General features: G+C 60.1%; 23 protein-coding genes. 17 read left to right on the top strand and 6 right to left on the bottom strand.

All coding sequences use genetic code 11. The features are described 5' to 3' along the window. Window positions 1-30 precede the first annotated feature (30 nt). From dnaE to ispD, 8 genes are all read left to right on the top strand, one after another. Window positions 31-3,552, top strand: coding sequence for a DNA polymerase III subunit alpha (dnaE, locus tag J3P91_RS21725; RefSeq protein ID WP_434601712.1), 3,522 nt, complete (start codon window positions 31-33; stop codon window positions 3,550-3,552). A 149-nt stretch (window positions 3,553-3,701) separates the two neighbouring features. Next, a complete protein-coding gene (locus J3P91_RS21720) occupies window positions 3,702-4,649 on the top strand; it encodes an acetyl-CoA carboxylase carboxyltransferase subunit alpha (RefSeq protein WP_434572128.1) in 948 nt (315 codons plus the stop codon). A 133-nt stretch (window positions 4,650-4,782) separates the two neighbouring features. After that, the gene (gene tilS, locus J3P91_RS21715) at window positions 4,783-6,108 is read left to right on the top strand and encodes a tRNA lysidine(34) synthetase TilS (protein WP_434601711.1); all 1,326 of its coding nucleotides are present in this window, start codon (window positions 4,783-4,785) and stop codon (window positions 6,106-6,108) included. A gap of 274 nt (window positions 6,109-6,382) precedes the next feature. Beyond that, complete coding sequence (locus J3P91_RS21710) at window positions 6,383-8,014, top strand: CTP synthase (protein ID WP_434572132.1); 1,632 nt, start codon at window positions 6,383-6,385, stop codon at window positions 8,012-8,014. 4 nt (window positions 8,015-8,018) lie between these two features. After that, window positions 8,019-8,864: a 3-deoxy-8-phosphooctulonate synthase gene (gene kdsA, locus J3P91_RS21705; RefSeq protein ID WP_041022908.1), complete on the top strand. Its 846-nt coding sequence runs from the start codon at window positions 8,019-8,021 to the stop codon at window positions 8,862-8,864. A 154-nt stretch (window positions 8,865-9,018) separates the two neighbouring features. Then, window positions 9,019-10,308, top strand: coding sequence for a phosphopyruvate hydratase (gene eno, locus J3P91_RS21700; RefSeq protein ID WP_434601710.1), 1,290 nt, complete (start codon window positions 9,019-9,021; stop codon window positions 10,306-10,308). Window positions 10,309-10,476: 168 nt separating this feature from the next. Then, window positions 10,477-10,755 (top strand): cell division protein FtsB, encoded by a 279-nt coding sequence (gene ftsB / locus J3P91_RS21695; protein WP_003184873.1) that lies wholly within the window; start codon window positions 10,477-10,479, stop codon window positions 10,753-10,755. Beyond that, on the top strand, window positions 10,752-11,459 hold the full coding sequence (gene ispD / locus J3P91_RS21690; RefSeq protein WP_434572134.1) for a 2-C-methyl-D-erythritol 4-phosphate cytidylyltransferase: 708 nt from the start codon (window positions 10,752-10,754) through the stop codon (window positions 11,457-11,459). Before ftsB ends, ispD begins: the two co-directional genes overlap by 4 nt. A 150-nt stretch (window positions 11,460-11,609) precedes the next feature. Here ispD and J3P91_RS21685 read toward each other — a convergent pair whose 3' ends face one another. Further along, window positions 11,610-12,506, bottom strand: coding sequence for a LysR substrate-binding domain-containing protein (locus J3P91_RS21685; RefSeq protein ID WP_092330626.1), 897 nt, complete (start codon window positions 12,504-12,506; stop codon window positions 11,610-11,612). A 107-nt stretch (window positions 12,507-12,613) separates the two neighbouring features. Here J3P91_RS21685 and J3P91_RS21680 point away from each other — a divergent pair, with 107 nt between their 5' ends. The 8 genes from J3P91_RS21680 to rpoS all read left to right on the top strand — a co-directional run bounded on the left by J3P91_RS21680 (window position 12,614) and on the right by rpoS (window position 19,753). Further along, window positions 12,614-13,726 carry an S-(hydroxymethyl)glutathione dehydrogenase/class III alcohol dehydrogenase gene (locus tag J3P91_RS21680; protein WP_214915574.1) on the top strand — a complete coding sequence of 371 codons (1,113 nt, stop codon included), beginning with the start codon at window positions 12,614-12,616 and terminating at the stop codon, window positions 13,724-13,726. A gap of 8 nt (window positions 13,727-13,734) precedes the next feature. Further along, window positions 13,735-14,580, top strand: coding sequence for an S-formylglutathione hydrolase (gene fghA / locus J3P91_RS21675; RefSeq protein ID WP_434572137.1), 846 nt, complete (start codon window positions 13,735-13,737; stop codon window positions 14,578-14,580). Window positions 14,581-14,623: 43 nt separating this feature from the next. Next, window positions 14,624-15,097, top strand: a complete 474-nt coding sequence (gene ispF / locus J3P91_RS21670; protein ID WP_305499111.1) for a 2-C-methyl-D-erythritol 2,4-cyclodiphosphate synthase — start codon at window positions 14,624-14,626, stop codon at window positions 15,095-15,097. After that, window positions 15,094-16,152 carry a tRNA pseudouridine(13) synthase TruD gene (gene truD / locus J3P91_RS21665; RefSeq protein WP_434572140.1) on the top strand — a complete coding sequence of 353 codons (1,059 nt, stop codon included), beginning with the start codon at window positions 15,094-15,096 and terminating at the stop codon, window positions 16,150-16,152. The genes ispF and truD overlap by 4 nt, the downstream gene beginning before the upstream one ends. After that, a complete protein-coding gene (surE, locus tag J3P91_RS21660) occupies window positions 16,140-16,889 on the top strand; it encodes a 5'/3'-nucleotidase SurE (RefSeq protein WP_305499115.1) in 750 nt (249 codons plus the stop codon). The genes truD and surE overlap by 13 nt, the downstream gene beginning before the upstream one ends. Before the next feature lie 41 nt (window positions 16,890-16,930). Next, window positions 16,931-17,566 (top strand): protein-L-isoaspartate(D-aspartate) O-methyltransferase, encoded by a 636-nt coding sequence (locus J3P91_RS21655; protein ID WP_161796107.1) that lies wholly within the window; start codon window positions 16,931-16,933, stop codon window positions 17,564-17,566. Between the two features lie 227 nt (window positions 17,567-17,793). Next, the gene (locus J3P91_RS21650; protein WP_305499117.1) at window positions 17,794-18,639 is read left to right on the top strand and encodes a peptidoglycan DD-metalloendopeptidase family protein; all 846 of its coding nucleotides are present in this window, start codon (window positions 17,794-17,796) and stop codon (window positions 18,637-18,639) included. A gap of 106 nt (window positions 18,640-18,745) precedes the next feature. After that, window positions 18,746-19,753 (top strand): RNA polymerase sigma factor RpoS, encoded by a 1,008-nt coding sequence (gene rpoS, locus J3P91_RS21645; RefSeq protein WP_003198289.1) that lies wholly within the window; start codon window positions 18,746-18,748, stop codon window positions 19,751-19,753. 491 nt (window positions 19,754-20,244) lie between these two features. On the opposite strand, the gene fdxA is transcribed toward rpoS, so the two are convergent. The 5 genes from fdxA to J3P91_RS21620 all read right to left on the bottom strand — a co-directional run bounded on the left by fdxA (window position 20,245) and on the right by J3P91_RS21620 (window position 24,991). Beyond that, window positions 20,245-20,568: a ferredoxin FdxA gene (gene fdxA, locus J3P91_RS21640; protein ID WP_034111970.1), complete on the bottom strand. Its 324-nt coding sequence runs from the start codon at window positions 20,566-20,568 to the stop codon at window positions 20,245-20,247. A 144-nt stretch (window positions 20,569-20,712) separates the two neighbouring features. Then, window positions 20,713-23,280 carry a DNA mismatch repair protein MutS gene (gene mutS, locus J3P91_RS21635; protein ID WP_434601709.1) on the bottom strand — a complete coding sequence of 856 codons (2,568 nt, stop codon included), beginning with the start codon at window positions 23,278-23,280 and terminating at the stop codon, window positions 20,713-20,715. A 228-nt stretch (window positions 23,281-23,508) separates the two neighbouring features. Next, window positions 23,509-23,676 (bottom strand): hypothetical protein, encoded by a 168-nt coding sequence (locus J3P91_RS21630; protein ID WP_305499122.1) that lies wholly within the window; start codon window positions 23,674-23,676, stop codon window positions 23,509-23,511. Continuing rightward, on the bottom strand, window positions 23,673-24,431 hold the full coding sequence (locus J3P91_RS21625) for a zeta toxin family protein (RefSeq protein WP_434601708.1): 759 nt from the start codon (window positions 24,429-24,431) through the stop codon (window positions 23,673-23,675). Before J3P91_RS21625 ends, J3P91_RS21630 begins: the two co-directional genes overlap by 4 nt. A 257-nt stretch (window positions 24,432-24,688) precedes the next feature. Then, complete coding sequence (locus J3P91_RS21620; RefSeq protein WP_434601707.1) at window positions 24,689-24,991, bottom strand: DUF6124 family protein; 303 nt, start codon at window positions 24,989-24,991, stop codon at window positions 24,689-24,691. Window positions 24,992-25,512: 521 nt separating this feature from the next. Here J3P91_RS21620 and J3P91_RS21615 point away from each other — a divergent pair. Continuing rightward, entirely contained in the window at window positions 25,513-26,247 is a 735-nt protein-coding gene (locus J3P91_RS21615; protein ID WP_434605201.1) for a LexA family transcriptional regulator, read from the top strand. Window positions 26,248-26,276 lie beyond the last annotated feature (29 nt).

Below are 26,276 nucleotides of genomic sequence, written 5' to 3'. Positions count from 1 at the left end.
GTTGTTTTCATGACTTAACGCAGGATCCCTATGCCGGCTTCATTCGTTCATCTACGCCTGCACACTGAATATTCCCTGGTCGACGGCCTGGTGCGGATCAAGCCATTGGTCAAGACCCTGGTCGGCATGAACATGCCTGCCGTGGCCGTTACCGACCAGAACAACATGTGTTCGCTGGTCAAGTTCTACAAGAACGCCATGGGCGCCGGGATCAAGCCGATCTGCGGTGCCGACCTGTGGCTGGCGAACAAGGACCCGGATGCGCCGCTGAGCCGTATCAGCCTGCTGGTGATGAACGCCGTCGGCTACCGCAACCTCACCGAGCTGATTTCCCGCGGCTTTATCGAGGGCCAGCGCAATGGCTCGATCATCATCGAGCGCGAGTGGGTGGCCGAGGCTAGCGAAGGCCTGATCATGCTGTCGGCGGCCAAGGAAGGTGAGATCGGCCTGGCCCTGCTCAGCGACAACACCGAGGAAGCCGAGCAACTGGCTCGCGACTGGATGACGGTGTTCCCGGACCGCTTCTATATCGAGGTGCAACGCACCAACCGTCCGAATGACGAAGAGCACCTGCACGCCGCCGTGGCCCTGGCCGACAAGCTGGGCGCGCCGCTGGTGGCGACCAACGACGTGCGGTTCATCAAGCAGGAAGATTTCGAAGCCCACGAAACCCGCGTCTGCATCGGTGAGGGGCGGGCCCTTGATGATCCTCGTCGGTCAAAGAACTACAGCGACCAGCAGTACCTCAAGAGCGCCGAGGAGATGGCAGAGCTGTTCAGCGACCTGCCCGAAGCGCTGGAAAACACCGTCGAGATTGCCAAGCGCTGCAACATCGAAGTGAAGCTGGGCAAGCACTTCCTGCCCAACTTCCCGATTCCCGATGGCATGACCATCGATGAGTATTTTCGCAAGGTGTCGTTCGACGGGCTGGACGAGCGCCTCAAGGTCCTGCTGCCCAAGGACACCACCGAAGATTACGAAGCCAAGCGCCAGGTCTATGTCGACCGGCTGAATTTCGAGCTGGATATCATCATCCAGATGGGCTTCCCCGGTTACTTCCTGATCGTGATGGATTTTATCCAGTGGGCCAAGAGCAACGGCGTGCCCGTCGGCCCAGGGCGGGGGTCGGGTGCCGGGTCGCTGGTGGCCTATGTGCAGAAGATCACCGACCTCGACCCGCTGGAATATGACCTGCTGTTCGAACGTTTCCTGAACCCGGAACGGGTCTCCATGCCCGACTTCGACGTCGACTTCTGCATGGACGGTCGCGACCGGGTGATCGATTACGTCGCCGAGAAGTACGGCCGCAACGCGGTAAGCCAGATCATCACCTTCGGTTCCATGGCCGCCAAGGCGGTGGTGCGTGACGTGGCTCGGGTGCAGGGCAAGTCCTACGGCCTGGCGGATCGCCTGTCGAAGATGATCCCCTTCGAAGTCGGCATGACCCTGGAAAAAGCCTACGAGCAGGAAGAGATCCTGCGCGATTTCATCAAGGTCGATGAGGAAGCGGCGGAAATCTGGGAAATGGCGCGCAAGCTCGAAGGCGTGGTGCGTAACGTCGGCAAGCACGCCGGTGGCGTGGTCATCGCGCCGACCAAGCTGACTGACTTCTCGCCGATCTATTGCGATGAAGAGGGCGACGGCCTGGTCACCCAGTTCGACAAGGACGACGTCGAAGCGGCGGGCCTGGTGAAGTTCGACTTCCTCGGCCTGCGGACCTTGACCATCATCGATTGGGCGCTGAAGACCATCAACCGCGACCGAGCCAAGGTCGGTGAAGAACCGCTGGACATCGCGTTTATTCCGCTGGACGACAAGCCGACCTACAGCCTGTTGCAGAAAGCTGAGACCACGGCGGTGTTCCAGCTTGAATCCCGAGGCATGAAGGAGCTGATCAAGAAGCTCAAGCCCGACTGCCTGGAAGACTTGATCGCACTGGTGGCCCTGTTCCGTCCGGGCCCGCTGCAATCGGGCATGGTGGATGACTTCATCAACCGTAAGCACGGTCGCGCCGAGCTGGCCTACCCGCACTCGGATTATCAGTACGAAGGCTTGAAGCCGGTGCTGGCGCCTACCTACGGCATCATCCTGTATCAGGAACAGGTGATGCAGATTGCCCAGGTCATGGCCGGTTACACCCTCGGCGGCGCGGACATGCTGCGCCGGGCCATGGGTAAGAAAAAGCCCGAGGAAATGGCCAAGCAGCGTGGCGGTTTCATTGAAGGTTGCGCGACCAACGGCATCGACCCTGACCTGGCCGGTAACATTTTCGACCTGGTGGAAAAGTTCGCCGGCTACGGCTTCAACAAATCCCACTCCGCCGCCTATGGCCTGGTGTCGTACCAGACCGCGTGGCTGAAAGCGCATTACCCGGCGCCGTTCATGGCAGCGGTACTGTCGGCGGATATGCACAACACCGACAAGGTCGTGACCTTGATCGAAGAAGTGCGGACCATGAAGCTGCGCCTCGACGCACCGGACGTGAACGCTTCGGAGTTCAAGTTCACGGTGAACGACGAAGGCCGCATCATCTACGGCCTCGGCGCGATCAAGGGCGTGGGTGAAGGCCCGGTGGAGGCAATTACCGAAGCGCGCCAGGACGGGCCGTTCAAGGATCTGTTCGATTTCTGCGCCCGGGTCGATCTCAAACGCATCAACAAGCGCACCCTCGACGGTTTGATCCGCAGCGGCGCACTGGACCGCCTGGGGCCTTACTTCCACGACGAGCCGAAGGCCTACCAGGCCAACATCGATCGCAATCGCGCGGTCTTGCTGGCAGCGATGGAAGAAGCGATCAAGGCCGCCGAACAGACCGCCCGCACCCATGACAGCGGCCACGCCGACCTGTTTGGCGGGCTGTTTGTCGAGGAGGATGCCGATGTCTATGGCAACCATCGCAAGGCCAAGGAGCTGACCCTCAAGGAACGCCTCAAAGGTGAAAAAGACACCCTGGGCCTGTACCTGACCGGTCACCCGATCGACGAATACGAAGGCGAGATTCGCCGCTTCGCCCGTCAGCGCATCATCGACCTGAAGCCGGCTCGCGACACGCAAACGGTCGCCGGCATGATCATCGCCCTGAGGGTGATGAAAAACAAAAAGGGCGACAAGATGGGGTTTATCACCCTCGACGACCGCTCCGGGCGCATCGAGGCATCGTTGTTTGCCGATGCGTTCCATTCCGCGCAGTCGTTGTTGCAGACCGATGCGATGGTCGTCGTGGAAGGTGAGGTCAGTAACGATGACTTCTCCGGTGGCCTGCGGCTGCGGGTCAAGCGCGTGATGAGCATGGAGGATGCCCGTACCAACCTGGCCGAGAGCCTGCGCCTGAAGTTGCAAACCCAGGATCTGAAAGGCGATCAGCTACGCTGGCTGGGCGAGTTGTTCAAGCGCCACCGTGGTGCGTGCCCGATCACCATGGAGTACGTGCGCCCCGATGCCAAGGCTGTGCTGCAGTTCGGCGAGGGCTGGCGGATCGACCCGGCGGATGCGTTGATTCAAGCCTTGCGTGACCAGTTCGGCAAAGACAACGTCTTCCTCCAATACCGTTGACGGCCAGGGGCCACTCCTGAACCTGGAGCGCCCCTGACCTCGACTCGAATTTTTAATCTCGACCTGAACGCGCCTCTCCCTTAAGGTAGGCGCGAATAGACAACCGGCCGGCCCAAGCTCACTTGGACGTCGACCCAAGACGGACGCCTATGAACCCGAATTTTCTAGATTTCGAACAGCCGATCGCCGACCTTCAAGCCAAGATCGAAGAGTTGCGCTTGGTCGGTAACGACAATTCGCTGAATATCGGCGATGAAATCTCTCGGCTGCAGGACAAAAGCCGCACGCTGACCGAAGACATCTTCGGCAAGCTGACCAGCTGGCAGATCGCGCGTCTGGCGCGGCATCCGCGTCGTCCCTACACCCTGGACTACATTGAACACATCTTTACCGAGTTCGATGAGCTTCACGGCGACCGTCACTTCTCCGATGACGCCGCGATCGTCGGCGGTGTCGCCCGTCTGGATGACCAGCCGGTAATGATCATCGGCCACCAGAAAGGCCGCGAAGTGCGCGAGAAAGTACGCCGCAACTTCGGCATGCCGCGTCCGGAAGGCTACCGCAAGGCCTGCCGCCTGATGGAAATGGCCGAGCGCTTCAAGATGCCGATCCTGACGTTCATCGACACGCCGGGCGCTTACCCGGGGATCGACGCCGAAGAGCGCAACCAGAGCGAGGCGATTGCCTGGAACCTGCGCGTGATGGCTCGCCTGAAGACCCCGATCATCGCTACCGTGATCGGCGAAGGCGGTTCCGGCGGGGCGTTGGCCATCGGCGTCTGCGACCAGTTGAACATGCTGCAATATTCCACTTACGCGGTGATCTCGCCGGAAGGCTGCGCCTCGATCCTGTGGAAAACCGCCGAGAAGGCGCCGGACGCCGCAGAAGCCATGGGCATCACCGCCGAACGCCTGAAGGGCCTGGGTATCGTCGACAAGGTGATCAGCGAGCCAGTGGGCGGCGCCCATCGCGACCCGGCCGCGGCCGCAGCGCTGATTCGTGCGGAGCTGAGCTCCCAGCTGTCGATGCTCAAGAACTTCGATAACGACGCGCTGTTGGCGCGTCGCTACGAGCGGTTGATGAGCTACGGTCTCTGACTCAAGCGCTGTGCCCTGTGTGGGAGCGAGCTTGCTCGCGATGGCGGATTAACATTCAGCAAGTGAGTTGACTGATATGCCGCCATCGCGAGCAAGCTCGCTCCCACAATTGTTTGTGCCCAGGCTGACTCCTATGAACTCCAGCGCGGATCTGCCAACCCGGCTCCTCACCCAACTATCCCCCTGGCGCAACGCCGCCACCTGGCGCATCGCTTTCTCCGGTGGCCTCGATTCCACTGTCCTGTTGCATCTGCTCGCGACCCTTTCGAAAAACCATTCGTTGCCTGCGCTGAGCGCCATCCACGTCCATCATGGCCTCCAGGCTGTGGCCGATGCCTGGCCTGAACATTGTCGTCGGGTTTGCGCAGCCCTTGGCGTGCCTCTGGAGGTGGTCAGTGTGCAGGTCCGCCCCGGCGCCAGCATCGAACGAGCCGCCCGTGACGCGCGGTATGCGGCGTTCATTGCCGCGACGCAGGGCAACGAAGTGTTGCTCACTGGCCAGCATCGTGATGATCAGGCAGAAACCCTGTTGTTTCGTTTGCTGCGCGGGGCAGGGGCGAGGGGCTTGGCGGCGATGCCCCGGCAGCGTCCCTTGGGTCAGGGGCATTTGCTGAGGCCATTACTCGACGTGTCCCGGGCAGAGTTGGAAAACTACGCGGCGGAGCAAGGCCTGGACTGGATTGAGGATCCCTCCAACAACGATCTCCGGTACGCGCGCAATTATCTGCGCCAGCGGGTCTTCCCGGTGTTGTCCGCGCAGTGGCCCCAAGCGTCGTTGACCCTGGCCCGCAGCGCCGCGCATTTGAGCGAGGCGCAGGGCTTGCTGGACGAGCTGGCGCAGCTCGATCTGCACCGCGCCCGCATCCCGGGCGCATTCGACTGGCTCGGGCTGCAGTCGCTTGAACTGGCGCCATTGCGGGCCCTCTCGCCGGCTCGACAGCGCAATGCGCTGAGTCATTGGCTGGCGCCGCTGACGACCCTTCCCGACAGCGATCATTGGGTCGGCTGGGACTCACTGCGTGACGCGCAAGAGGACGCCCGCCCGATCTGGCGACTGGCCGGCGGCGAATTGCACCGGGCCGGTGCAAGAGTCTGGTGGTTATCCGACCACTGGCTGCGCCCGGTCTCGGGCTCCGTAGCCTGGGCGCGGGTTGATCAACCCTTGTCATTGCCCGATAACGGCAGGGTGATCCTGCGCGGCAAGGGCCCCGTCGGCCCACTCTGTATTCGTTATCGCCAAGGCGGCGAAGTGCTTGACGTTCCCGGCCGTGGTCACCGTGATCTCAAGCGCCTGCTCAATGAAAGCGGCCTGCCGGCGTTCGTCCGTGGTCGATTGCCGCTGCTTTATCAAGGTGAACAATTATTGGCGGTGGCCAATCTGGCCGGGCTCGACGCGCAGGTTGATGGCAGCTGGCAATTGATCTGGACGCCAGGAAGCCAAGATCTGGGTTTGAGCTGAAAGGGGCTTTCCGGTAGACTACGCTCCCTTCTTGATACAACTTCTGTGGATTCGCCTGAATTGCAGGAGTTGCCGATTACCAAGCAGTCTTTGCTGGGCGATTCCAAAAAATGTGTAGCGAGCAACGTACCGGTGATTTCACCTCCGGTCTGTCCCGACGCGGCGGTTTTTTTGAAAGGTGCACTGTGATTAATGCAGGTGATCGGGGGCTTCGGCCTTCCTTCGCTCTCCCCGGCGGCTCGGACCGCTTTAACGCAGACTTCTAGGGTTTTTCATGACGCGCTACATATTCGTCACGGGCGGTGTTGTTTCTTCATTGGGGAAAGGCATTGCCTCGGCTTCATTGGCGGCCATCCTGGAGGCGCGGGGACTTAAGGTCACCATGCTCAAGCTGGACCCGTACATCAACGTCGACCCGGGCACCATGAGCCCGTTCCAGCACGGTGAAGTGTTCGTCACCCACGACGGCGCCGAGACCGACCTGGACCTGGGCCACTACGAGCGGTTCATCCGCACGACCATGACCCAGAACAACAACTTCACCACCGGCCGTGTCTACGAGCACGTGTTGCGCAAGGAGCGTCGGGGTGACTACCTGGGCGCGACCATCCAGGTCATTCCGCACATCACCGACGAAATCAAGCGCCGCATCATCAAGGGTGCCGGCGACGCCGACGTGGCGATGGTCGAGATCGGCGGTACCGTGGGCGATATCGAATCCCAGCCGTTCCTCGAGGCCATCCGCCAGCTGCGTTTCGAAATCGGCGCCAAGCGCGCGATGCTGATGCACCTGACGCTGGTTCCGTACATTGCTACCGCCGGTGAAACCAAGACCAAGCCGACCCAGCACTCGGTCAAGGAACTGCGCTCCATCGGCCTGCAGCCGGACGTGCTGATCTGCCGCTCCGACCACCCGATCGATATTTCCTCGCGCCGCAAGATCGCCCAGTTCACCAACGTCGAAGAGCGTGCGGTGATCGGCCTGGAAGACGCCGACACTATCTACAAGATCCCCGGCATCCTGCATTCCCAGGGCCTGGATGACTTCGTCGTCGAGCGCTTCGGCCTGCAATGCGCCAGTGCCGACCTGTCCGAATGGGACGCGGTGGTCGATGCCAAGCTGAACCCGGAGCACGAAGTCACCATCGCCATGGTCGGCAAGTACATGGAGCTGCTGGACGCTTACAAGTCGCTGATCGAGGCGATGAGCCATGCCGGCATCAGCAACCGCACCAAGGTCAACCTGCGCTACATCGATTCCGAAGATATCGAGAACCAGGGCACCGGCCTGCTCGAAGGCGCCGATGCGATCCTCGTGCCGGGCGGCTTTGGCCTGCGGGGCGTGGAAGGCAAGATCACCGCGGTGCAATACGCTCGCGAGAACAAGGTGCCTTACCTGGGCATCTGCCTGGGCATGCAAGTGGCCGTCATCGAGTTCGCGCGTAATGTGATGGGCTGGAAGGACGCCAACTCCACCGAATTCGATCGCGCCAGCGGCCACCCGGTCGTGGGCCTGATCACCGAGTGGGAAGACGCCACCGGCTCGGTCGAAGTGCGTACCGAAACTTCCGATCTGGGCGGTACCATGCGCCTCGGTGCCCAGGAATGCCTGCTTGAAGCTGGCTCCAAGGTGCACGATTGCTACGCCAAGGACGTGATCGTCGAGCGTCACCGCCACCGCTATGAAGTCAACAACAACCTGCTGCCACAACTGATCGAAGCCGGCCTGAAAATCTCCGGCCGCTCCGGTGATGGTGCGTTGGTTGAAGTGGTCGAGGCCGCGGATCACCCGTGGTTCGTCGCTTGCCAGTTCCACCCGGAGTTCACCTCGACACCGCGTGACGGTCATCCGTTGTTCAGCGGTTTCGTCAAAGCCGCTTTGGCTCAACACCAGAAGAAGGCATAAGACCATGGCCCAGAAGATCATTCGCGTCGGCGACATCGAGATTGCCAACGACAAACCCATGGTGCTGTTCGGCGGCATGAACGTGCTGGAAAGCCGCGACATGGCAATGCAGGTCTGTGAGGAATACGTCAAGGTCACCCAGAAGCTGGGCATCCCTTACGTGTTCAAGGCCAGCTTCGACAAGGCCAACCGTTCATCCGTGACGTCCTACCGTGGTCCTGGCCTGGAAGAGGGCATGCGGATCTTCCAGGACATCAAGCAAGCGTTCGGCGTGCCGATCATCACCGACGTGCACGAGCCTGACCAGGCCGCGGTTGTCGCCGAGGTCTGCGACATCATCCAACTGCCGGCCTTCCTGTCGCGCCAGACCGACCTGGTGGTCGCGATGGCCAAGACCGGCGCGGTGATCAACATCAAGAAAGCCCAGTTCCTCGCGCCCCAGGAAATGAAACACATCCTGAGCAAGTGCGAAGAGGCCGGCAACGATCAACTGATCCTCTGCGAGCGCGGTTCGAGCTTCGGCTACAACAACCTGGTGGTGGACATGCTCGGCTTCGGCATCATGAAGCAGTTCGAGTACCCGGTGTTCTTCGACGTTACTCATGCGCTGCAGATGCCCGGTGGTCGGTCCGATTCCGCCGGCGGTCGTCGCGCCCAGGTAACCGACCTGGCCAAGGCCGGCATGAGCCAGTCCCTGGCGGGCCTCTTCCTCGAAGCCCACCCTGATCCGGACAACGCCAAGTGCGACGGCCCTTGTGCCCTGCGCTTGAACAAGCTGGAACCTTTCCTGTCTCAGCTCAAGGCGCTGGACGAGCTGGTCAAGGGTTTTCCGACGATAGAAACCGCGTAACACGGCTTTCTCCGGTAAAGTACCGCTCGATAAACGCTCTGGCCTGCGGGCCGGGCGTTATCGTCGGCGAGCCTGCCCGCTGCTCTGTACCCGCCGACGGTAAAAGATTTCCTCTCGCTGCGTCGTTTTCGTCAACTTTGGAGTGTTCACAACAATGGCAAAAATCGTCGACATCAAAGGTCGTGAAGTTCTCGACTCCCGTGGCAACCCCACTGTCGAAGCGGACGTGCTTCTCGACAACGGCATCATCGGCAGCGCCTGCGCGCCGTCCGGTGCTTCCACTGGCTCGCGCGAAGCGCTGGAGCTGCGTGATGGCGACAAGAGCCGTTACCTGGGCAGGGGCGTGCTGAAGGCCGTCGCCAACATCAACGGTCCGATCCGTGACCTGTTGCTGGGCAAGGACCCTGCCGACCAGAAAGCCCTCGACCAGGCCATGATCAAACTCGACGGTACCGAAAACAAAGCGACCCTGGGCGCCAACGCGATCCTCGCCGTTTCCCTGGCCGCCGCCAAGGCTGCCGCCCAGGACCAGGACCTGCCGCTGTACGCGCACATCGCCAACCTGAACGGTACCCCGGGCGTCTACTCGATGCCGGTGCCGATGATGAATATCATCAACGGCGGCGAGCATGCCGATAACAACGTCGACATCCAGGAGTTCATGGTCCAGCCGGTCGGCGCCAAGTCCTTCTCCGAAGGCCTGCGTATGGGCACCGAGATTTTCCATCACCTCAAGGCTGTGCTGAAGGCTCGTGGCCTGAGCACCGCGGTTGGCGACGAGGGCGGCTTCGCGCCGAACCTGGCGTCCAACGAAGACGCGCTGAAAGTGATCTCCGAAGCCGTGGCCAACGCTGGCTACAAGCTGGGCACCGACGTGACCCTGGCCTTGGACTGCGCGGCCAGTGAGTTCTTCGAAGACGGTAAATACAACCTGTCCGGCGAAGGCCAGGTGTTCACCGCCGAAGGTTTTGCCGACTACCTCAAGGGCCTGACCGAGCGCTACCCGATCATCTCCATCGAAGATGGCCTGGACGAGTCCGACTGGGCAGGCTGGAAAATCCTCACCGACAAGATCGGCGAGAAAACCCAGCTGGTGGGTGACGACCTGTTCGTGACCAACACCAAGATCCTGAAAGAGGGCATCGACAAGAAGATCGCCAACTCGATCCTGATCAAGTTCAACCAGATCGGTACCCTGACCGAAACCCTGGAAGCCATCCAGATGGCCAAGGCTGCCGGCTACACCGCGGTCATCTCCCACCGTTCCGGTGAAACCGAAGACTCGACCATTGCCGACCTGGCCGTGGGTACTGCGGCAGGCCAGATCAAGACCGGTTCCCTGTGCCGTTCCGACCGCGTGTCCAAGTACAACCAACTGCTGCGTATCGAAGAGCAGTTGAACGGCAAGGCCAAGTACAACGGCCGTGCCGAGTTTCGCGGCTAAGCGGTAAATGGTAAAAAGACAGCGGATTGTGTAGCAAAGGTCGCCAAGGCGACGGTTTTGCCTCTAATCTGATGCCTTATCAAGCACAAGCCTGGATTTTCCAGGCTTCGTGCTATCAGACCTTCAAGTTTGGCATGGCGGTCTTTTTTCACTGGATACTGATATTCGATGCGCAGTCCCAATTGGTTGTTTCTTGTCTTGCTTCTCTTGCTGGCCGGCTTGCAGTACCGCCTGTGGGTGGGGAATGGCAGCCTGGCGCAAGTGGCCGACCTGACTCAGCAAATTGCCGACCAGCACGCTGAAAACGAGGCGCTGCTGGAGCGTAACCGGGTAATGGACGCCGAAGTGACAGAGCTGAAAAAAGGCATGGAGACCGTTGAAGAGCGGGCTCGACATGAGCTGGGCATGGTCAAGGAGGGCGAAACCCTCTACCAGTTGGCCCAATGAGTATTCGTTTGCCGGCCTTCTGGGCCGTGATTCCTGCCGCGGGCGTTGGTGCCCGCATGGCCGCGGACCGTCCCAAGCAATATCTGCAGCTGGGCGGACGTACCATTCTCGAACACAGCCTTGGCTGCTTTCTCGACCACCCAACCGTCAAGGGCGTGGTGGTCAGCGTTGCACAGGATGATCCTTACTGGCCGACACTGGCCTGCGCCAGCGATCCTCGAATCCAGCGTGTGGACGGCGGTGAGCAGCGTTCCGATTCGGTGCTCAATGCCTTGTTGCACCTTCATGAACACGGCGCCGACGATTTCGATTGGGTCCTGGTGCATGACGCCGCGCGGCCCAATCTGGCGCGGGGCGATCTCGACACATTGCTCCATGAGCTGGCGAACGATCCGGTCGGAGGACTCTTGGCAGTGCCCGCCCGCGATACGCTCAAGCGCGTCGACAAGCATGGCCGTGTGTTGGAAACGATCGATCGCAGCGTGATCTGGCAAGCCTACACGCCACAGATGTTCCGCCTCGGCGCCTTGCATCGGGCCCTGGCCGACAGCCTGGTGGCGGATGCACTGATCACCGACGAAGCTTCGGCCATGGAATGGGCGGGGCAGGCGCCTCGGTTGATCGAAGGGCGATCGGACAACATCAAGGTCACCCGGCCGGAAGACCTGGAGTGGTTGCGCCAGCGCTGGGCGAATCGGCATTGAGCGCTGGAGGCGTCTTCCTGACCGTCTTCGCGAGCAGGCTCGCTCCCACATTGGATCTTCAGTCGCCATGAATGTTGGGTACAACCAAAAACCTCTGTGGGAGCGAGCCTGCTCGCGATAGCAATTGCTCAGGCAACACAAAAACCACTGTCACCCCCGATACTCCGGCCGCTCAGCCAACCCCTCCTTCAAGTAATCCACCAACTTGCGCACCTTGGGCGACAGATGTCGCTGCTGCGGGTACAGTGCCCAAACCGCTGTGTTCGGCGGCTGATGAGCCTCCAGCAAAGAGATCAGCGCACCGCTGTGCAGATGTTCAAGCACGTAATAATCCGGCAACTGGCACAAACCCACGCCTTGAAGCGCCGCATCAAGCACCGCTTGCCCACTGTTACAACGCCAGTTTCCCTGCACCCGTTGAGAAAATTCCCGCCCGTTCTGCTCCAGTTGCCAAATGTCGGAGCTGCCGATGAGGCAGTTGTGACGGCTCAGTTCCGACACACTGTGGGGCCGACCGTAGCGTTCCAGATAGGACGGTGAAGCACAGAGGTACATGCGCCGCGGCGCCAGGCGTGTCGCGACCAGGCGCGAGTCCTGCAGGCGGCCGAGGCGAATCGCCAGATCAAGACTTTCGTGGACCAGGTCCAGTGGGCGATTGCTCAGTTCGATGTCTACTCGCAGTTGCGGGTACAGCCCCATGAACCGCGTCACCAGCGGCACGATAAAGCGCTCTCCATAGGCCACGGCGCAGGTCATTCGCAGCATGCCCTTGGGTTCGCTGGTGAGATCACCCACCGCCCGCAGCGCTTCCTCGCGTCCGTCCTGCAGGCGTTGGCAGTGCTGCAGAAACGTCTGACCAGCCTCGGTGAGGGTCACACGCCGGGTACTGCGATAGAGCAATCGTGTCTGCAGACGCTCTTCCAGTCGTACGATTTGTCGACTGATGTGAGAAGACGAAACCCCCAGGCGCTCGGCCGCCGCGGTGAACTGGCTGCATTCGGCCACGGCGACGAACTCGTCGATGCCTTCCCAGCGATTATCAGACATCAAGGATTGTCCCTATACAGCAATAATGTTTTGCTTTTGGTTGGATTATTCATCGTTGGGCGAAGGATTACACTCCCGGTCTTGTTTTTATTTGCCGGAGAATCCGAATGATCAAGTCGCGCGCCGCCGTTGCCTTCGAGGCCAAGAAACCCCTGGAAATCGTTGAAGTCGACGTCGCCATGCCGAAAGCCGGCGAGGTGCTGTTGCGCGTGGTGGCTTCGGGCGTTTGCCATACCGACGCCTACACGTTGTCGGGCGCCGACCCGGAGGGGATCTTCCCGTCGATACTCGGACATGAAGGCGGCGCGATCGTCGAGGCCATTGGCGAAGGCGTGACTTCGGTGGCAGTGGGTGACCATGTGATTCCGCTGTACACACCGGAGTGCGGCCAGTGCAAATTCTGCAAGTCGGGCAAGACCAACCTGTGTCAGGCGATTCGCGCCACCCAGGGCAAAGGCCTGATGCCGGACGGCACTTCGCGCTTTTCCTATAAGGGCGAGACGATTTTCCACTACATGGGCACTTCGACGTTCTCTGAATACACCGTGCTGCCGGAAATCTCCGTAGCGAAGATTCCAAAAGAAGCGCCGCTGGAAAAAGTCTGCCTGCTGGGCTGCGGCGTCACCACCGGCATCGGCGCGGTGCTCAATACCGCCAAGGTCAAGCCAGGGGACACCGTGGCAATCTTCGGCCTGGGCGGCATCGGCCTGTCGGCAGTGATCGGCGCGGTGAAAGCCAAGGCCTCGCGCATCATCGCTATCGACATCAACCCGGCCAAGTTCGAAATCGCCAGGCAGCTCGGCGCGACCGATTGCGTCAACCCGAAAGACTTCGATCGCCCGATCCAGGAAGTCATCGTCGACATGACCGATGGCGGCGTGGACTTCTCCTTTGAATGCATCGGCAATGTCCAGTTGATGCGCGCCGCGCTGGAATGCTGCCACAAGGGCTGGGGCGAGTCGGTAATCATCGGCGTGGCCGGGGCCGGCCAGGAAATTGCCACCCGTCCATTCCAGCTGGTGACCGGCCGCGTCTGGCGCGGTTCGGCCTTTGGCGGCGTGCGTGGTCGCAGCGAGTTGCCAAGCTATGTGGAAATGGCCGAAAAGGGCGAGATCCCGCTGGATACTTTCATCACCCACACCATGGGCCTGGAAGATATCAACAAGGCATTCGACCTGATGCACGAAGGCAAGAGCATCCGTACCGTTATTCATTTCTGAGGTCGGTCATGAGCCTGGAAAACATCTCCTGCCAGAAAAGCTTCGGCGGCTGGCACAAACGTTACCGCCACCGTTCCGAAGTGCTCGGTTGTGACATGGTCTTTGCCGTCTACCTGCCGCCGCAAGCCGAGCAGGGCGGCAAGCTGCCGGTGCTGTACTGGTTGTCCGGACTGACCTGCACCGATGAAAACTTCATGCACAAGGCCGGTGCCCAGCGCATGGCCGCCGAGTTGGGGCTGATCATCGTTGCGCCGGACACCAGCCCCCGTGGCGCCGACGTGCCGGGCGATCCGGACGGCGCGTGGGATTTCGGCCTGGGCGCGGGTTTTTATGTGAACGCCACGCAGGATCCTTGGGCGCGGCACTATCGGATGCATGATTATGTGGTGCAGGAATTGCCGACGCTGGTCGAAGCACATTTCCCTGCCTCGGATAAACGCGGCATCAGCGGTCATTCCATGGGCGGCCATGGCGCGCTGGTCTGCGCCTTGCGCAACCCTGGGCGCTACCGTTCGTTGTCGGCTTTTTCGCCAATCAACAACCCGATGGATTGCCCGTGGGGGCAGAAGGCTTTTTCCCGTTACCTGGGGGAAGACCGCTCGAAATGGCGTGAGTGGGATGCCTGTGCATTGATCGCCGAGGCGCAGGAAAAGCTGCCACTGCTAGTGGATCAGGGTGATCGCGATGATTTCCTGGCCAATCAGCTCAAGCCCGAAGCGCTGCAGCAGGCGGCCAAAGCGGCCGGTCATCCGCTGGAGTTGCGCCTGCAAGCAGGCTACGACCACAGCTATTTCTTCATCGCCAGCTTTATTGATGAACACTTGCAGCATCATGCGCGCGCTCTGAACGCCTAATGCAGGTAGAATCACGCCCTGACAAAAATCGGGGCGTTTTTTTATGCGTATTGGCCACGGCTACGATGTTCACCGTTTCGCTGAAGGCGACTTCATTACTCTGGGCGGCGTGCGTATCGCACACGGCTTCGGGCTGCTTGCGCATTCTGACGGTGACGTGTTGCTGCACGCCTTGAGCGACGCTCTGCTCGGCGCGGCTGCCCTGGGCGACATCGGCAAACATTTCCCGGACACCGACCCGCAATTCAAGGGCGCCGACAGCCGCGTACTGCTGCGCCACGTGGTCGCGTTGATCCACGCCAAGGGCTGGGTCGTCGCCAATGTCGACAACACCATTATTGCCCAGGCCCCCAAGATGGCGCCGCACATCGAAGCGATGCGCCAGCGGATTGCCGAGGATCTCCAAGTTGAGCTGGACCAGGTGAACGTCAAGGCCACCACGACCGAGAAGCTTGGTTTCGTTGGTCGCGAAGAAGGTATCGCCGTCCATTCCGTCGCCTTGTTGCAGCGCCCATGACCGAACTGGAACTCTTGGGCCCGCGGGCCTACGGTGAGACATTGGGCCGTGCGGTACTGAAGGCTACCGCCGAGGACTTCCAGGTCGACGAAGTGCTTGATATCCCGTTGTCCGGTGATGGCGAGCATCTGTGGATCTGGGTGGAAAAACGCGGCTTGAATACCGAGGAGGCTGCCCGGCGAATCGCCAAGGCCGCCGGCGTGCCTTTGCGCACGGTCAGCTACGCCGGGCTCAAGGATCGTCAGGCCCTGACCCGGCAATGGTTCAGCGTGCAGTTGCCCGGCAAGGCCGACCCGGACCTGTCGACGGCAGAAAACGATACGCTGAAGATTCTCAAGACCGCACGCCACAGACGCAAACTGCAGCGCGGCGCGCACTCGGCCAATGGCTTTACCTTGCGCCTGACCCAATTCTCGGGCGACAAAGAGGCTATCGAGACACGTCTGCAACACATCGCCCTTCAAGGCATTCCGAATTATTTTGGTGCCCAGCGCTTTGGCCATGACGGTGGCAATGTCGTCGATGCCCGTGCCTGGGCGGCGCGCAAGGCTTTGCCGGAGCAGCGCAACGTGCGTTCTCGGCTGTTGTCCACCGCGCGCAGCTTTCTGTTCAACCGGGTGCTGGCGGCGCGAGTCGCCGACGGTACCTGGCGGCAAGCCCAGGTGGGCGACTTGCTCGCCTTTACCGACAGCCGCAGCTTTTTCCCTGCCGGTGAGGCTGAGTGCAGCGATCCGCGCCTGGCCATTCTCGATCTGCACCCGACCGGGCCGCAGTGGGGCGAAGGACCTTCGCCCGCCGCCGGGGCAACCTTCGAATTGGAGCAGGCCATCGCCGCGGACGAGGCCGATCTGCGGGACTGGTTGATAAACGCGGGAATGAGTCACGAACGTCGCATCCTGCGACTGCCCATTGGCGGGCTGTCGTGGCATTATCCCTCGCCTGACATTCTGCAATTGGAATTCGTCCTGCCGGCCGGATGTTTCGCCACTGTCTTGGTGCGCGAACTCGTCGATCTGGTGCCGGTGGGGCAGACGGACAGCCCATGCGTATTCTGATTTCTAACGACGACGGGGTGACAGCACCCGGTCTTGCCGCGCTTTATGCTGCGCTGGCGGATTTTGCCGAGTGCGTGGTCATCGCCCCGGACCAGGACAAAAGCGGCGCGAGCAGCTCGCTGACGCTCGACCGTCCGCTGCATCCCTGCTACCTGGACAACGGTTTCATCAGCCTCAACGGCACGCCGACCGATTGCGTGCATCTGGGCCTGAACGGCCTGCTGGAGCGCGAGCCCGACATGGTGGTCTCCGGGATAAATCTGGGGGCCAACCTGGGCGATGACGTACTGTATTCCGGAACGGTCGCCGCCGCCCTGGAAGGTCGTTTCCTCAACCATACGTCGTTTGCCTTTTCGTTTGTTTCACGGCAGGTCGACAATTTGCCCACTGCCGCCTACTTCGCCCGCAAACTGGTGCAGGCCCACGGCGAACTGGACCTGCCGCCGCGTACGGTGCTGAACGTGAATATCCCGAATCTGCCGCTTGATCATATCCGTGGCATCCAGCTCACTCGCCTGGGCCACCGCGCCCGTGCCGCCAGGCCGATGCATGTTGTCGACCCGCGCGGCAAGGCCGGCTACTGGATCGCCGCTGCTGGTGATGCCGAAGATGGCGGGCCTGGCACCGACTTCCATGCAGTGATGCAGGGCTATGTCTCGATCACACCCTTGCAGCTCGATCGCACTTTCAACGATGCCTTTCGAAGTCTCGATGGCTGGCTGGAGGGGCTGCGCTGATGGGTCGTGAACAAGACGATATGCTGCGCCGCGGAATTGGCATGACCTCCCAGCGGACCCGGGAACGGTTGATCCAGCGGCTGTACGAAGAAGGCTTGTCCAACGCCCAAGTGCTCGAGGTGATTCGCCGTACGCCGCGTCATCTTTTCGTCGATGAAGCGCTGGCCCATCGCGCCTATGAAGACACGGCGTTGCCGATCGGCCACAACCAGACCATTTCCCAGCCCTACATGGTGGCTCGCATGAGCGAGTTGCTGCTGGAGGCGGGGCCGCTGGACAAGGTGCTGGAGATCGGCACAGGCTCGGGTTACCAGACCGCGGTATTGTCGCAGTTGGTGGAGCGGGTGTTTTCCGTGGAGCGAATCAAGGTCCTTCAGGATCGCGCCAAGGAGCGCCTGGTGGAGCTGAACCTGCGCAACGTGGTGTTTCGCTGGGGCGACGGTTGGGAAGGCTGGCCGGCACTGGCGCCTTATAACGGCATCATCGTCACGGCCGTTGCCACCGATGTTCCCCAGGCCCTGCTGGACCAACTCGCTCCCGGCGGGCGACTGGTGATTCCGGTGGGTGCGGGCGAAGTCCAGCAACTGATGTTGATTGTGCGTGAAGAACACGGTTTTTCACGACACGTCCTCGGGGCGGTGCGTTTCGTGCCGTTGCTCAACGGGCCGTTGGCCTGAGCATTTATAGACAGACGCTGAATTCCGGGGCACGACATGTGTCTTACGGCAGCAGTAGTTCGACAAGCGCTGGTTTGCCAAACAGCGTTCAACAGCGTCGAGCAAACGTGTGCGGCAGCTTTTCGCGCTTCCTTTATGGAAGCGTGGTGTCGGCTCGCCACGGGGCAATATTTCTGCCTGGACAGGCAGTGTGCAATTTTTTCAGCCACCACAAAGGGAGCGGCGGGGTGAGTCTCACAGTCATTGCGCAGCGTATGGGTATCACGAGCTTCAAGCGCCTGGTGACTGGCCTTCTCTTGAGTACCTTGCTGGTCGGTTGTTCCAGTACTCCGTCGGGTAATGTCCGGGTGGTCGATCGCAACAATGCGACACCGCAACGGCCTACAGTGACGACCGGCCAGTATGTAGTCCGTCGCGGCGATACGCTGTTTTCCATCGCGTTTCGCTACGGCTGGGACTACAAAGCCCTCGCGGCTCGCAACAACATTCCTGCGCCTTATACGATCCATCCGGGTCAGACAATTCGCTTTGACGGTCGCAGTGCCTCAACGCCTACCGCGGTCGTGACGCAGTCGGGTTCGACCCCGTCATCCTCGAGCAAAACCACGGTTATCCGTCGTCCGGCCGGTGCCGCAACGGCGACTGTACCGTCCGTCGCGAACAAGCCGGCACCCGCTCCGATGCCTCCGGCGGGCCCCGCCCCGACCGGCTGGGGATGGCCTTCTAATGGCGTTCTCATTGGAAAATTCTCTTCAAACGGTAGTTTGAATAAAGGAATTGATATCGCCGGGGATTTGGGACAGCCTGTTTTGGCAGCGTCTGATGGCACGGTCGTGTACGCCGGGAGTGGTTTAAGGGGCTACGGCGAACTCGTGATCATCAAACACAGCGATACCTACGTCAGTGCCTACGGTCACAACCGCAGGCTGTTGGTTCGGGAGGGGCAGCAGGTCAAGGTCGGACAGACAATTGCCGAAATGGGCTCAACGGGTACGGATCGAGTGAAACTGCATTTTGAGATTCGCCGACAAGGTAAACCTGTGGATCCGCTGCAATTCCTGCCACGTCGTTGATTTGCTTGTCAGCCTGTTCCGTCGCGTAGAGGGAACAGGCTCCAGCGTTGCCAAGGATAAAGGCGTCGCTTGAGCTTGAGGTCGAACTCACCAAAGGACTATAACAATGGCTCTCAGTAAAGAAGTGCCGGAGTTTGACATCGACGATGAGGTCCTCCTTATGGAGACCGGCATCGCTATGGATTCGATGTCGAATGATGAAGGGGCGACTCCACCTTCCGTTCGTGCCAAATCCAAACACTCCGCTTCACTTAAACAACATAAGTACATCGATTACACCCGGGCGCTGGACGCCACTCAGCTGTACCTCAACGAAATCGGCTTCTCACCACTGCTCTCCCCCGAGGAAGAAGTTCATTTTGCGCGCTTGTCGCAAAGTGGCGACCCGGCGGGTCGAAAACGCATGATTGAAAGCAACCTGCGCCTGGTGGTGAAAATCGCCCGACGCTACGTCAATCGTGGGCTTTCGCTGCTGGACCTGATCGAAGAGGGCAACCTGGGCCTGATTCGCGCCGTCGAGAAGTTCGACCCCGAGCGCGGCTTCCGTTTCTCGACCTATGCGACCTGGTGGATCCGCCAGACCATCGAACGGGCGATCATGAATCAGACCCGGACCATCCGGCTGCCGATCCACGTGGTCAAGGAGCTCAACGTCTACCTGCGGGCCGCCCGCGAGTTGACCCAGAAGCTCGACCACGAACCTTCACCCGAGGAAATCGCCAACCTGCTGGAAAAACCGGTGGGCGAGGTCAAGCGCATGCTCGGTCTCAACGAGCGGGTCTCATCGGTCGACGTTTCACTGGGGCCAGACTCGGACAAGACGCTGCTCGACACCCTTACCGACGACCGTCCGACCGATCCATGCGAGTTGCTCCAGGATGATGACTTGTCCCAAAGCATCGACCAATGGCTCTCGGAGCTCACGGACAAGCAAAGGGAAGTGGTGATCCGCCGCTTCGGCTTGCGTGGTCATGAAAGCAGCACCCTTGAAGACGTGGGTCTGGAGATTGGTTTGACCCGTGAGCGGGTCAGGCAGATCCAGGTCGAAGGCCTCAAGCGCCTCCGGGAGATCCTGGAGAAGAACGGCCTGTCTAGCGAGTCGTTGTTCCAGTAAACCAGGCAAGCGCAGCAGAGAAAGCCCCGACTGAGTTCGGGGCTTTTGCTTTTGTCGGCAGAGAGAATTTCTCGTCAGCCCATTTTTTGTAGCTTCAGTTTGTAAGCTTTTGCCTAGTGTTACGTAAGCGTTCGGTTCCACGATGATGGGACAGATTGCTAATAAAGCGTTTTATAAGCTTGCAACTAACTGTTTTTAAAAGAGTTTTATAAGTGTGAATGGCTCGTGACAGTGCCGGCGGAGCGCTGCCGAGGCATTGCACTCGTTTGGGAAAACACTAATATCAATCCTGTGTCGACGGACAGACACACCCGTCAAGGACGATGGGACAGGAAGGACATCGCAGGACGCGATTCATCAGGACGATGAAAAGGATTAAAGGGATTATGGAAAAAATGTGGGCGGGTCAAACCGCCCCTTTTTTTTGCCCGCGATTTTGTTCCAGGCAGCAAAAAGGCCCGCAAGGGGCCTTTTCAGCGAACGCTGGGTAATCAGCGTTCCAGGTCTGCAATCTTGCCAGTCTTGCCATCCCATTCTTCGGCGTCGGGCAGGGCGTCTTTCTTCTCGGTGATGTTTGGCCAGATATCCGCCAGTTCGGCGTTCAGCGCGATGAAGTTCTCCATACCGGCCGGCACTTCGTCTTCCGAGAAAATGGCGTTCGCCGGGCATTCCGGTTCACACAGGGCGCAGTCGATGCACTCGTCCGGGTGAATGACCAGGAAGTTCGGGCCTTCGTAAAAGCAGTCCACCGGACAGACTTCTACGCAGTCGGTGTACTTGCACTTGATGCAGTTGTCGGTGACGACGAAGGTCATTTCTAATTCTCTCCTCAGGCGGCTGCGGCGAAGCCCCATCACGGTAGGGGTCGCGAGGTTCGGGAGCGATTGTCTGCAAACCCAGGCTAATAGGCCGCAGCATCCCAAACCGCGCGAGATTCTAACAGCTTGAAAGCCTGTGCGTTAGACCCGTGTCTTCAATGTATAGAGTAAATCCAGCGCCCGGCGCGGGGTCATGTCGTCGAGGTCGAGCTTGGCCAGTTCGTCGAGCACCGGATGCGGCAGGCTGGCGAACAGGTCGCTTTGCTGCGGCGCGGCCGGTTTGCCTTTGGTCGGGCGCGGTACCTCGTGCGGCAAGCTGGTGGTCTCCAGGCGGCTGAGGTGCTCGCGAGCGCGGGTGATGACGTCGCTCGGCACACCGGCCAGTTGTGCCACCGCCAGGCCGTAGCTCTGGCTGGCCGGGCCGGGCAGTACGTGGTGAAGGAACACGATGCGTTCGTTGTGCTCGGTGGCGTTGAGGTGGACGTTGGCCACCAGCGGCTGGCTCTCCGGCAACACCGTCAATTCGAAATAGTGCGTGGCGAATAGCGTATAAGCGCGCAACTGGGCCAGGCGTTCAGCGGCCGCCCAGGCCAGGGACAGGCCGTCGAAGGTGCTGGTGCCGCGACCGACTTCGTCCATCAGCACCAGGCTGCGCTCGGTGGCATTGTGCAGGATGTTCGCGGTTTCGCTCATTTCCACCATGAAGGTCGAACGCCCACCGGCCAGGTCATCGCTGGAGCCGATCCGGGTGAAGATCCGGTCCACCAGGGACAGTTCGCAACTGGCCGCCGGGACAAAGCTGCCGATGTGAGCCAGCAATACGATCAGCGCGGTCTGGCGCATGTAGGTGGATTTACCGCCCATGTTCGGACCGGTGATCACCAGCATGCGGGTATTGTCGTCCAGGCTCAGGTCGTTGGCCACGAACGGCGTGGTCAATACCTGCTCGACCACCGGATGGCGACCCTGGCTGATGCGCATGCACGGCTCGCTGACGAAGCGTGGGCAATTGAGGTCCAGGTTCAGCGCGCGCTCGGCCAGGTTGCTCAACACGTCCAGTTCCGCCAGGGCGGCGGCGGTGTCCTGCAACGGTGGGAGCTGGCTGATCAAATCTTCGAGCAGCGCTTCGTAGAGCATCTTTTCCCGGGCGAGGGCACGACTCTTGGCTGACAGGGCCTTGTCTTCGAAAGCCTTGAGTTCCGGCGTGATGAAACGCTCGGCGCCCTTGAGGGTCTGGCGGCGAATGTAATCGGCCGGGGCTTGCTCGGCCTGCTTGCTCGGCAGCTCGATGAAGTAGCCATGGATGCGGTTGTAGCCGACCTTGAGGTTGGCAAGGCCGGTACGGGCCTTTTCCCGGGCTTCGAGGTCGATCAGGAATTGGCCGGCGTTTTCGCTCAACGATTGCAGCTCGTCCAGTTCGGCGTCGTAACCGGTTTTCAGCACGCCGCCGTCCCGAATTACCGCTGGCGGATTGTCGATAATGGCTTTTTCCAGCAGCGCGGCCAGTTCCGGGTAGGTGCTGGTGGTGCGCGCCAGCTGCTGCAGGTGAGGTGCTTCAAGGTCGGTCATCGCCACCTGAAGTTCGGGCAGCGCGCCGAGTGCGTCGCGCAGGCGCGCCAAGTCGCGAGGACGGGCGTTGCGCAGGCCGATCCGCGCGAGGATCCGCTCGATATCGCCGATTTCCTTGAGCTGCGGTTGCAACTGCTCGAAACGATACCGGTCCAGCAGGCAAGTAATGGAAGACTGGCGTGCTTGCAGTACCGTCAGGTCCCGCAGCGGTCGGTTCAGCCAGCGGGTCAGCAGGCGGCTGCCCATGGCGGTCTGGCAGCGATCGACGACCGATTGCAGGGTGTTATCGCGGCCACCGGCCAGGTTGGTGTCCAGTTCCAGGTTGCGTCGGCTCGCGCCGTCCAGCACGACCGTGTCATCCAGGCGTTCGTGACGCAGGCTGCGCAGATGGGGCAGGGCGGTGCGCTGGGTTTCCTTGGCGTAGGCCAGCAGGCAGCCGGCGGCGCCGATGGCCAGGGTCAGGTTCTCGCAGCCGAAGCCCTTGAGGTCCTGGGTGGAAAACTGCTGGCAGAGACTTTTCAACCCCGAGTCGCGCTCGAAATCCCACGGCGCCCGGCGACGTACGCCACGGCGTTTTTCCGCTGGCAGGTCTTTGGGCCAGTCATCCGGAATCAACAACTCCACCGGATTGACCCGCTCCAGTTCCGCCAGCAGGTTTTCCCAGCCTTTGATTTCCAATACCGAGAAGTTGCCGCTGGTGATGTCCAGCACGGCCAGGCCGAACAGGCGCTCATCGCCGAGGACGGCGGCGATCAGGTTGTCCCGACGTTCATCCAGCAATGCCTCGTCACTGACTGTGCCGGGAGTGATGATCCGCACGACCTGGCGCTCCACCGGGCCCTTGCTGGTGGCCGGATCGCCGACCTGTTCGCAAATCACCACGGACTCGCCCAGCTTGACCAGTTTCGCCAGGTAGCCTTCCGCCGCGTGGTAAGGAATCCCACACATCGGAATCGCCATGCCCGCCGATTGCCCACGCGCCGTCAGGGTGATGTCCAACAGCTTGGCGGCCTTCTTCGCGTCCTCGTAGAAGATCTCGTAGAAGTCGCCCATGCGATAGAACATCAGCTGATCGGGGTGCTGGTTCTTCAGGCGCCAGTATTGCTGCATCATCGGCGTGTGGGAGGACAGGTCGTTCACGGCTGTATTCATGGGTGTCAGGCAAAGCTCGTTGAAAGGTGTGGGGCAAAAGTGGGGCATTGGCCCGGCTTTTCCGCGATGGGCGCAAGGTTAACATGGGCGGTCTGGTGCGACCCAGGGATGAGTGGCTTCGATTGTTTTCCCAGAATGTGGCGGAAAACCCTCTGGCCAGGTAAATCTGGCAACAAAAAGCCCGACATGTAGTCGGGCTTCGCTTGAATTTTGATATCAGCCTCGTTTCGCCTCGGCCTGCATCATCACAAGGTTTTGCTGCTTGGTAGCCTCTGTCAAAACCTCGCTATAAACACGTTTCTTTTGGTCCGATTTAGCATTACGAATAAAATCGGCAAAGGTGCTTTTGGTTCCTTTGGACAAGCCCAGCTTGATCGAAATCATAGGTGCCCTCCTGATGGTGGCTCGAGCATGGCCTCTAGGTCGGCCCGCGTGTGTTGCTCAGGGATATGGTAGTCAATTTTATCGACACCAGCTTTGTAAAGTCGTCCCGAATTGTCGATATGTTTGAGTAACAGGTCCACATGGACATCGCCGCGATACTCTAGCTTAAGCGCGTTCACTACGTCACGTGCGGCGAAATATTGCTTGATGAAATGTTCTTTGCGGATCCTCCTGCCTTCGGCCGCCTCGCGAGCATTAACGAATCCCCAGGCGAGTACAGGCGACTGATATACATAAAGAATTTGTACGAATCGGCCTTTTCTCAAGGAGCGATCTACGTTTCGTCTTGCTACGTCTATGTTGGAAAACGTTCCATCAAGGATGAAGGACTGCCTTTGATCCAATGCGAAATCCAACATTTTATCGACCAGAATCGAAACTCCTCCCTGAAAAAGCCAGGAGTTTGCTCCAGCGTAAGCTGAAAACTCGCTTCGCAGCTCATCAGCGTCTATGCGTAGGATCGCTGAATCTGCGAACAGATTCACCAACGCTATTGATGCCTCGGTTTTACCGGCGCCCGGAGAGCCTGCCATAAAAACTGACACCGGCGCTTCCTCTGGCGGATAAAGAGCCTTATCTGTCAGTCGCTTCGCGATTGCTTTTTTATTGGACCGAGCGAAGCGCAATGCGTCTTCATGGACGGCTTGGTCTGCTGAGGCCAGTAGCCGGCTGCGTGTATCGGCATTTTCCGTCATTAATCCGATCCCTTTTCGATGGTCTGACTGTTGTATCGAACTCCCCAGGCCTCTTTGTGCTTATTGCTGCCCATTTATAGTTGATAACGACGTGGCGAGGGAGCTTGCTCCCGCTTTGGGGGCGCAGCGGCCGCTAGAAGCGGGGTAACTGCGTAACCCGGCGGGAGCAAGCCCCCTCGCCATAGGGGGTTGTCCTTCTTGAATGAACAGCTTTGCGACATGCAGGCTTTTTTTGTTTCTCGTCGAATCGGCCTGTTTTATTTGGGATCCACCACATCCAATGCCCGATTCGCCAGCAACTGGCTCAGCTCGATCATCTGGAGGATCCCTAGGGCGATATGTCGTCGCGAGCCTTCCAGGTCAAACGCGAGATCGCTCACCATGGCGTTGGCCGAGGCCAGGGTTTCGCTGAGGTTGGCGAGCGGGCATTCGGCGTCGATGTTGGGAGCAATAAGATAGAGGGTATCGGACCTTTCCTCGTCGGCTTTTGGCTTGAGGTCATCTTCGAGGGGATTTGGTATCTGTTTGGACATAGTCTTGGATCCTTGAGTTGGAGCCACTACCAATCCGCTACTAAACGAGATGGGCGGCAGCTGTACGCAGGTTAGTAGACCGGGGATCCAAGAAACCGGCGCGCCCTAGGGCGCCCTGCGCACAGCTACCATTGAGCGCAGGTAAAAATACCTGGCTGAGCGGAGCGATGTACGTCTTGGAATGCCGGGCTACTAAACCCGATCACTGATGGGCAGTGACAAGATCAAAAGTACCGGTGGGGCCCAAGGCGCACAAGCCGGCGGATTCTGGCGTAGTTGTAGGCAGAGGCGCAAGGCAACGTAGTCTCGCGATGCGCATTTGAAGGACGGGGTGGGAGGTTTTTCCTAGAGCTGTGTAGGGCAAATCCCGTGGCGAGGGAGCTTGCTCCCGCTGGGCTGCGCAGCAGCCCCTTTTGTGAGCGCTGCGCACTCAAGCGGGAGCAAGCTCCCTCGCCACAAAAGCATCTGGCAGAGCTTAAGCACAGTGTTTGCGTATTTATGCAAAACAGCATTTGTCTTCCGCGAAAAGAACAAGCATTATGCGCGTTATGCAAAAACGCAACGTTTCTACCGTATTAAGAGCATTGCTCGATCAGCACGGGATCTCCCCCACGGAGCTTCACCGGCGTACCGGCGTGCCTCAGTCCACCCTCTCGCGGATCCTCAGCGGCAAGATCGTCGACCCTTCGGATAAACACATCTCGAAGATCGCCGAATATTTCGCCGTGAGCACCGACCAGTTGCGTGGGCGGGTCGACGTTGCGCCTGCCAGCAACAGCCGCCGCGAAGAGCCACATTCCGAACTCAAGGACATAAGCCTGTGGGACGATGACACGCCCGTCGAGGAAGACGAGGTGTCCGTTCCTTTTCTGCGTGAGGTTGAATTGGCTGCTGGATCAGGAAGATTCGTCATCGAGGAAAGCGAGCGCTCAAGCCTGCGTTTCGGCAAGCGCAGCCTGCGCCACAACGGCGTGCAGTTCGACCAGGCCAAGTGCGTGACGGTGCGCGGCAACAGCATGTTGCCGGTGCTGCGCGACGGCGCCACGGTCGGGGTGAACGCGGGCAAATGCGGGATCGGCGACATCGTCGACGGTGACCTCTACGCCATCAACCACAACGGCCAATTGCGGGTGAAGCAGCTTTACCGCCTGCCAACCGGCATCCGCCTGCGCAGCTTCAACCGCGATGAACACCCGGACGAGGACTACACCTTCCAGGAAATGCAGGACGAGCAAATCGTCATCCTCGGTCACGTCTTCTGGTGGGGCATGTACGCCCGTTAACCCTTCCGCTGTCAGATAAAACCCGCCGT

The organism is Pseudomonas sp. Z4-7 (assembly GCF_051131965.1).
Classification (GTDB): domain Bacteria; phylum Pseudomonadota; class Gammaproteobacteria; order Pseudomonadales; family Pseudomonadaceae; genus Aquipseudomonas.
This window is presented reverse-complemented; position numbering and strand designations above follow the sequence as displayed.

Bases quoted from the DNA above. Each gene is read 5' to 3' on its own strand.
- J3P91_RS21655 (WP_161796107.1), top strand. From the start codon at position 16,931: ATGACCTCCCAGCGGACCCGGGAACGGTTGATCCAGCGGCTGTACGAA.
- fdxA (WP_034111970.1), bottom strand. From the start codon at position 20,568: ATGACCTTCGTCGTCACCGACAACTGCATCAAGTGCAAGTACACCGAC.
- J3P91_RS21630 (WP_305499122.1), bottom strand. From the start codon at position 23,676: ATGATTTCGATCAAGCTGGGCTTGTCCAAAGGAACCAAAAGCACCTTT.
- rpoS (WP_003198289.1), top strand. From the start codon at position 18,746: ATGGCTCTCAGTAAAGAAGTGCCGGAGTTTGACATCGACGATGAGGTC.
- surE (WP_305499115.1), top strand. From the start codon at position 16,140: ATGCGTATTCTGATTTCTAACGACGACGGGGTGACAGCACCCGGTCTT.
- J3P91_RS21615 (WP_434605201.1), top strand. From the start codon at position 25,513: ATGCAAAAACGCAACGTTTCTACCGTATTAAGAGCATTGCTCGATCAG.
- tilS (WP_434601711.1), top strand. From the start codon at position 4,783: ATGAACTCCAGCGCGGATCTGCCAACCCGGCTCCTCACCCAACTATCC.
- ispF (WP_305499111.1), top strand. From the start codon at position 14,624: ATGCGTATTGGCCACGGCTACGATGTTCACCGTTTCGCTGAAGGCGAC.
- fghA (WP_434572137.1), top strand. From the start codon at position 13,735: ATGAGCCTGGAAAACATCTCCTGCCAGAAAAGCTTCGGCGGCTGGCAC.
- kdsA (WP_041022908.1), top strand. From the start codon at position 8,019: ATGGCCCAGAAGATCATTCGCGTCGGCGACATCGAGATTGCCAACGAC.
- ispD (WP_434572134.1), top strand. From the start codon at position 10,752: ATGAGTATTCGTTTGCCGGCCTTCTGGGCCGTGATTCCTGCCGCGGGC.
- dnaE (WP_434601712.1), top strand. From the start codon at position 31: ATGCCGGCTTCATTCGTTCATCTACGCCTGCACACTGAATATTCCCTG.
- J3P91_RS21710 (WP_434572132.1), top strand. From the start codon at position 6,383: ATGACGCGCTACATATTCGTCACGGGCGGTGTTGTTTCTTCATTGGGG.
- J3P91_RS21685 (WP_092330626.1), bottom strand. From the start codon at position 12,506: ATGTCTGATAATCGCTGGGAAGGCATCGACGAGTTCGTCGCCGTGGCC.
- J3P91_RS21680 (WP_214915574.1), top strand. From the start codon at position 12,614: ATGATCAAGTCGCGCGCCGCCGTTGCCTTCGAGGCCAAGAAACCCCTG.
- J3P91_RS21720 (WP_434572128.1), top strand. From the start codon at position 3,702: ATGAACCCGAATTTTCTAGATTTCGAACAGCCGATCGCCGACCTTCAA.
- ftsB (WP_003184873.1), top strand. From the start codon at position 10,477: ATGCGCAGTCCCAATTGGTTGTTTCTTGTCTTGCTTCTCTTGCTGGCC.
- eno (WP_434601710.1), top strand. From the start codon at position 9,019: ATGGCAAAAATCGTCGACATCAAAGGTCGTGAAGTTCTCGACTCCCGT.
- J3P91_RS21625 (WP_434601708.1), bottom strand. From the start codon at position 24,431: ATGACGGAAAATGCCGATACACGCAGCCGGCTACTGGCCTCAGCAGAC.
- truD (WP_434572140.1), top strand. From the start codon at position 15,094: ATGACCGAACTGGAACTCTTGGGCCCGCGGGCCTACGGTGAGACATTG.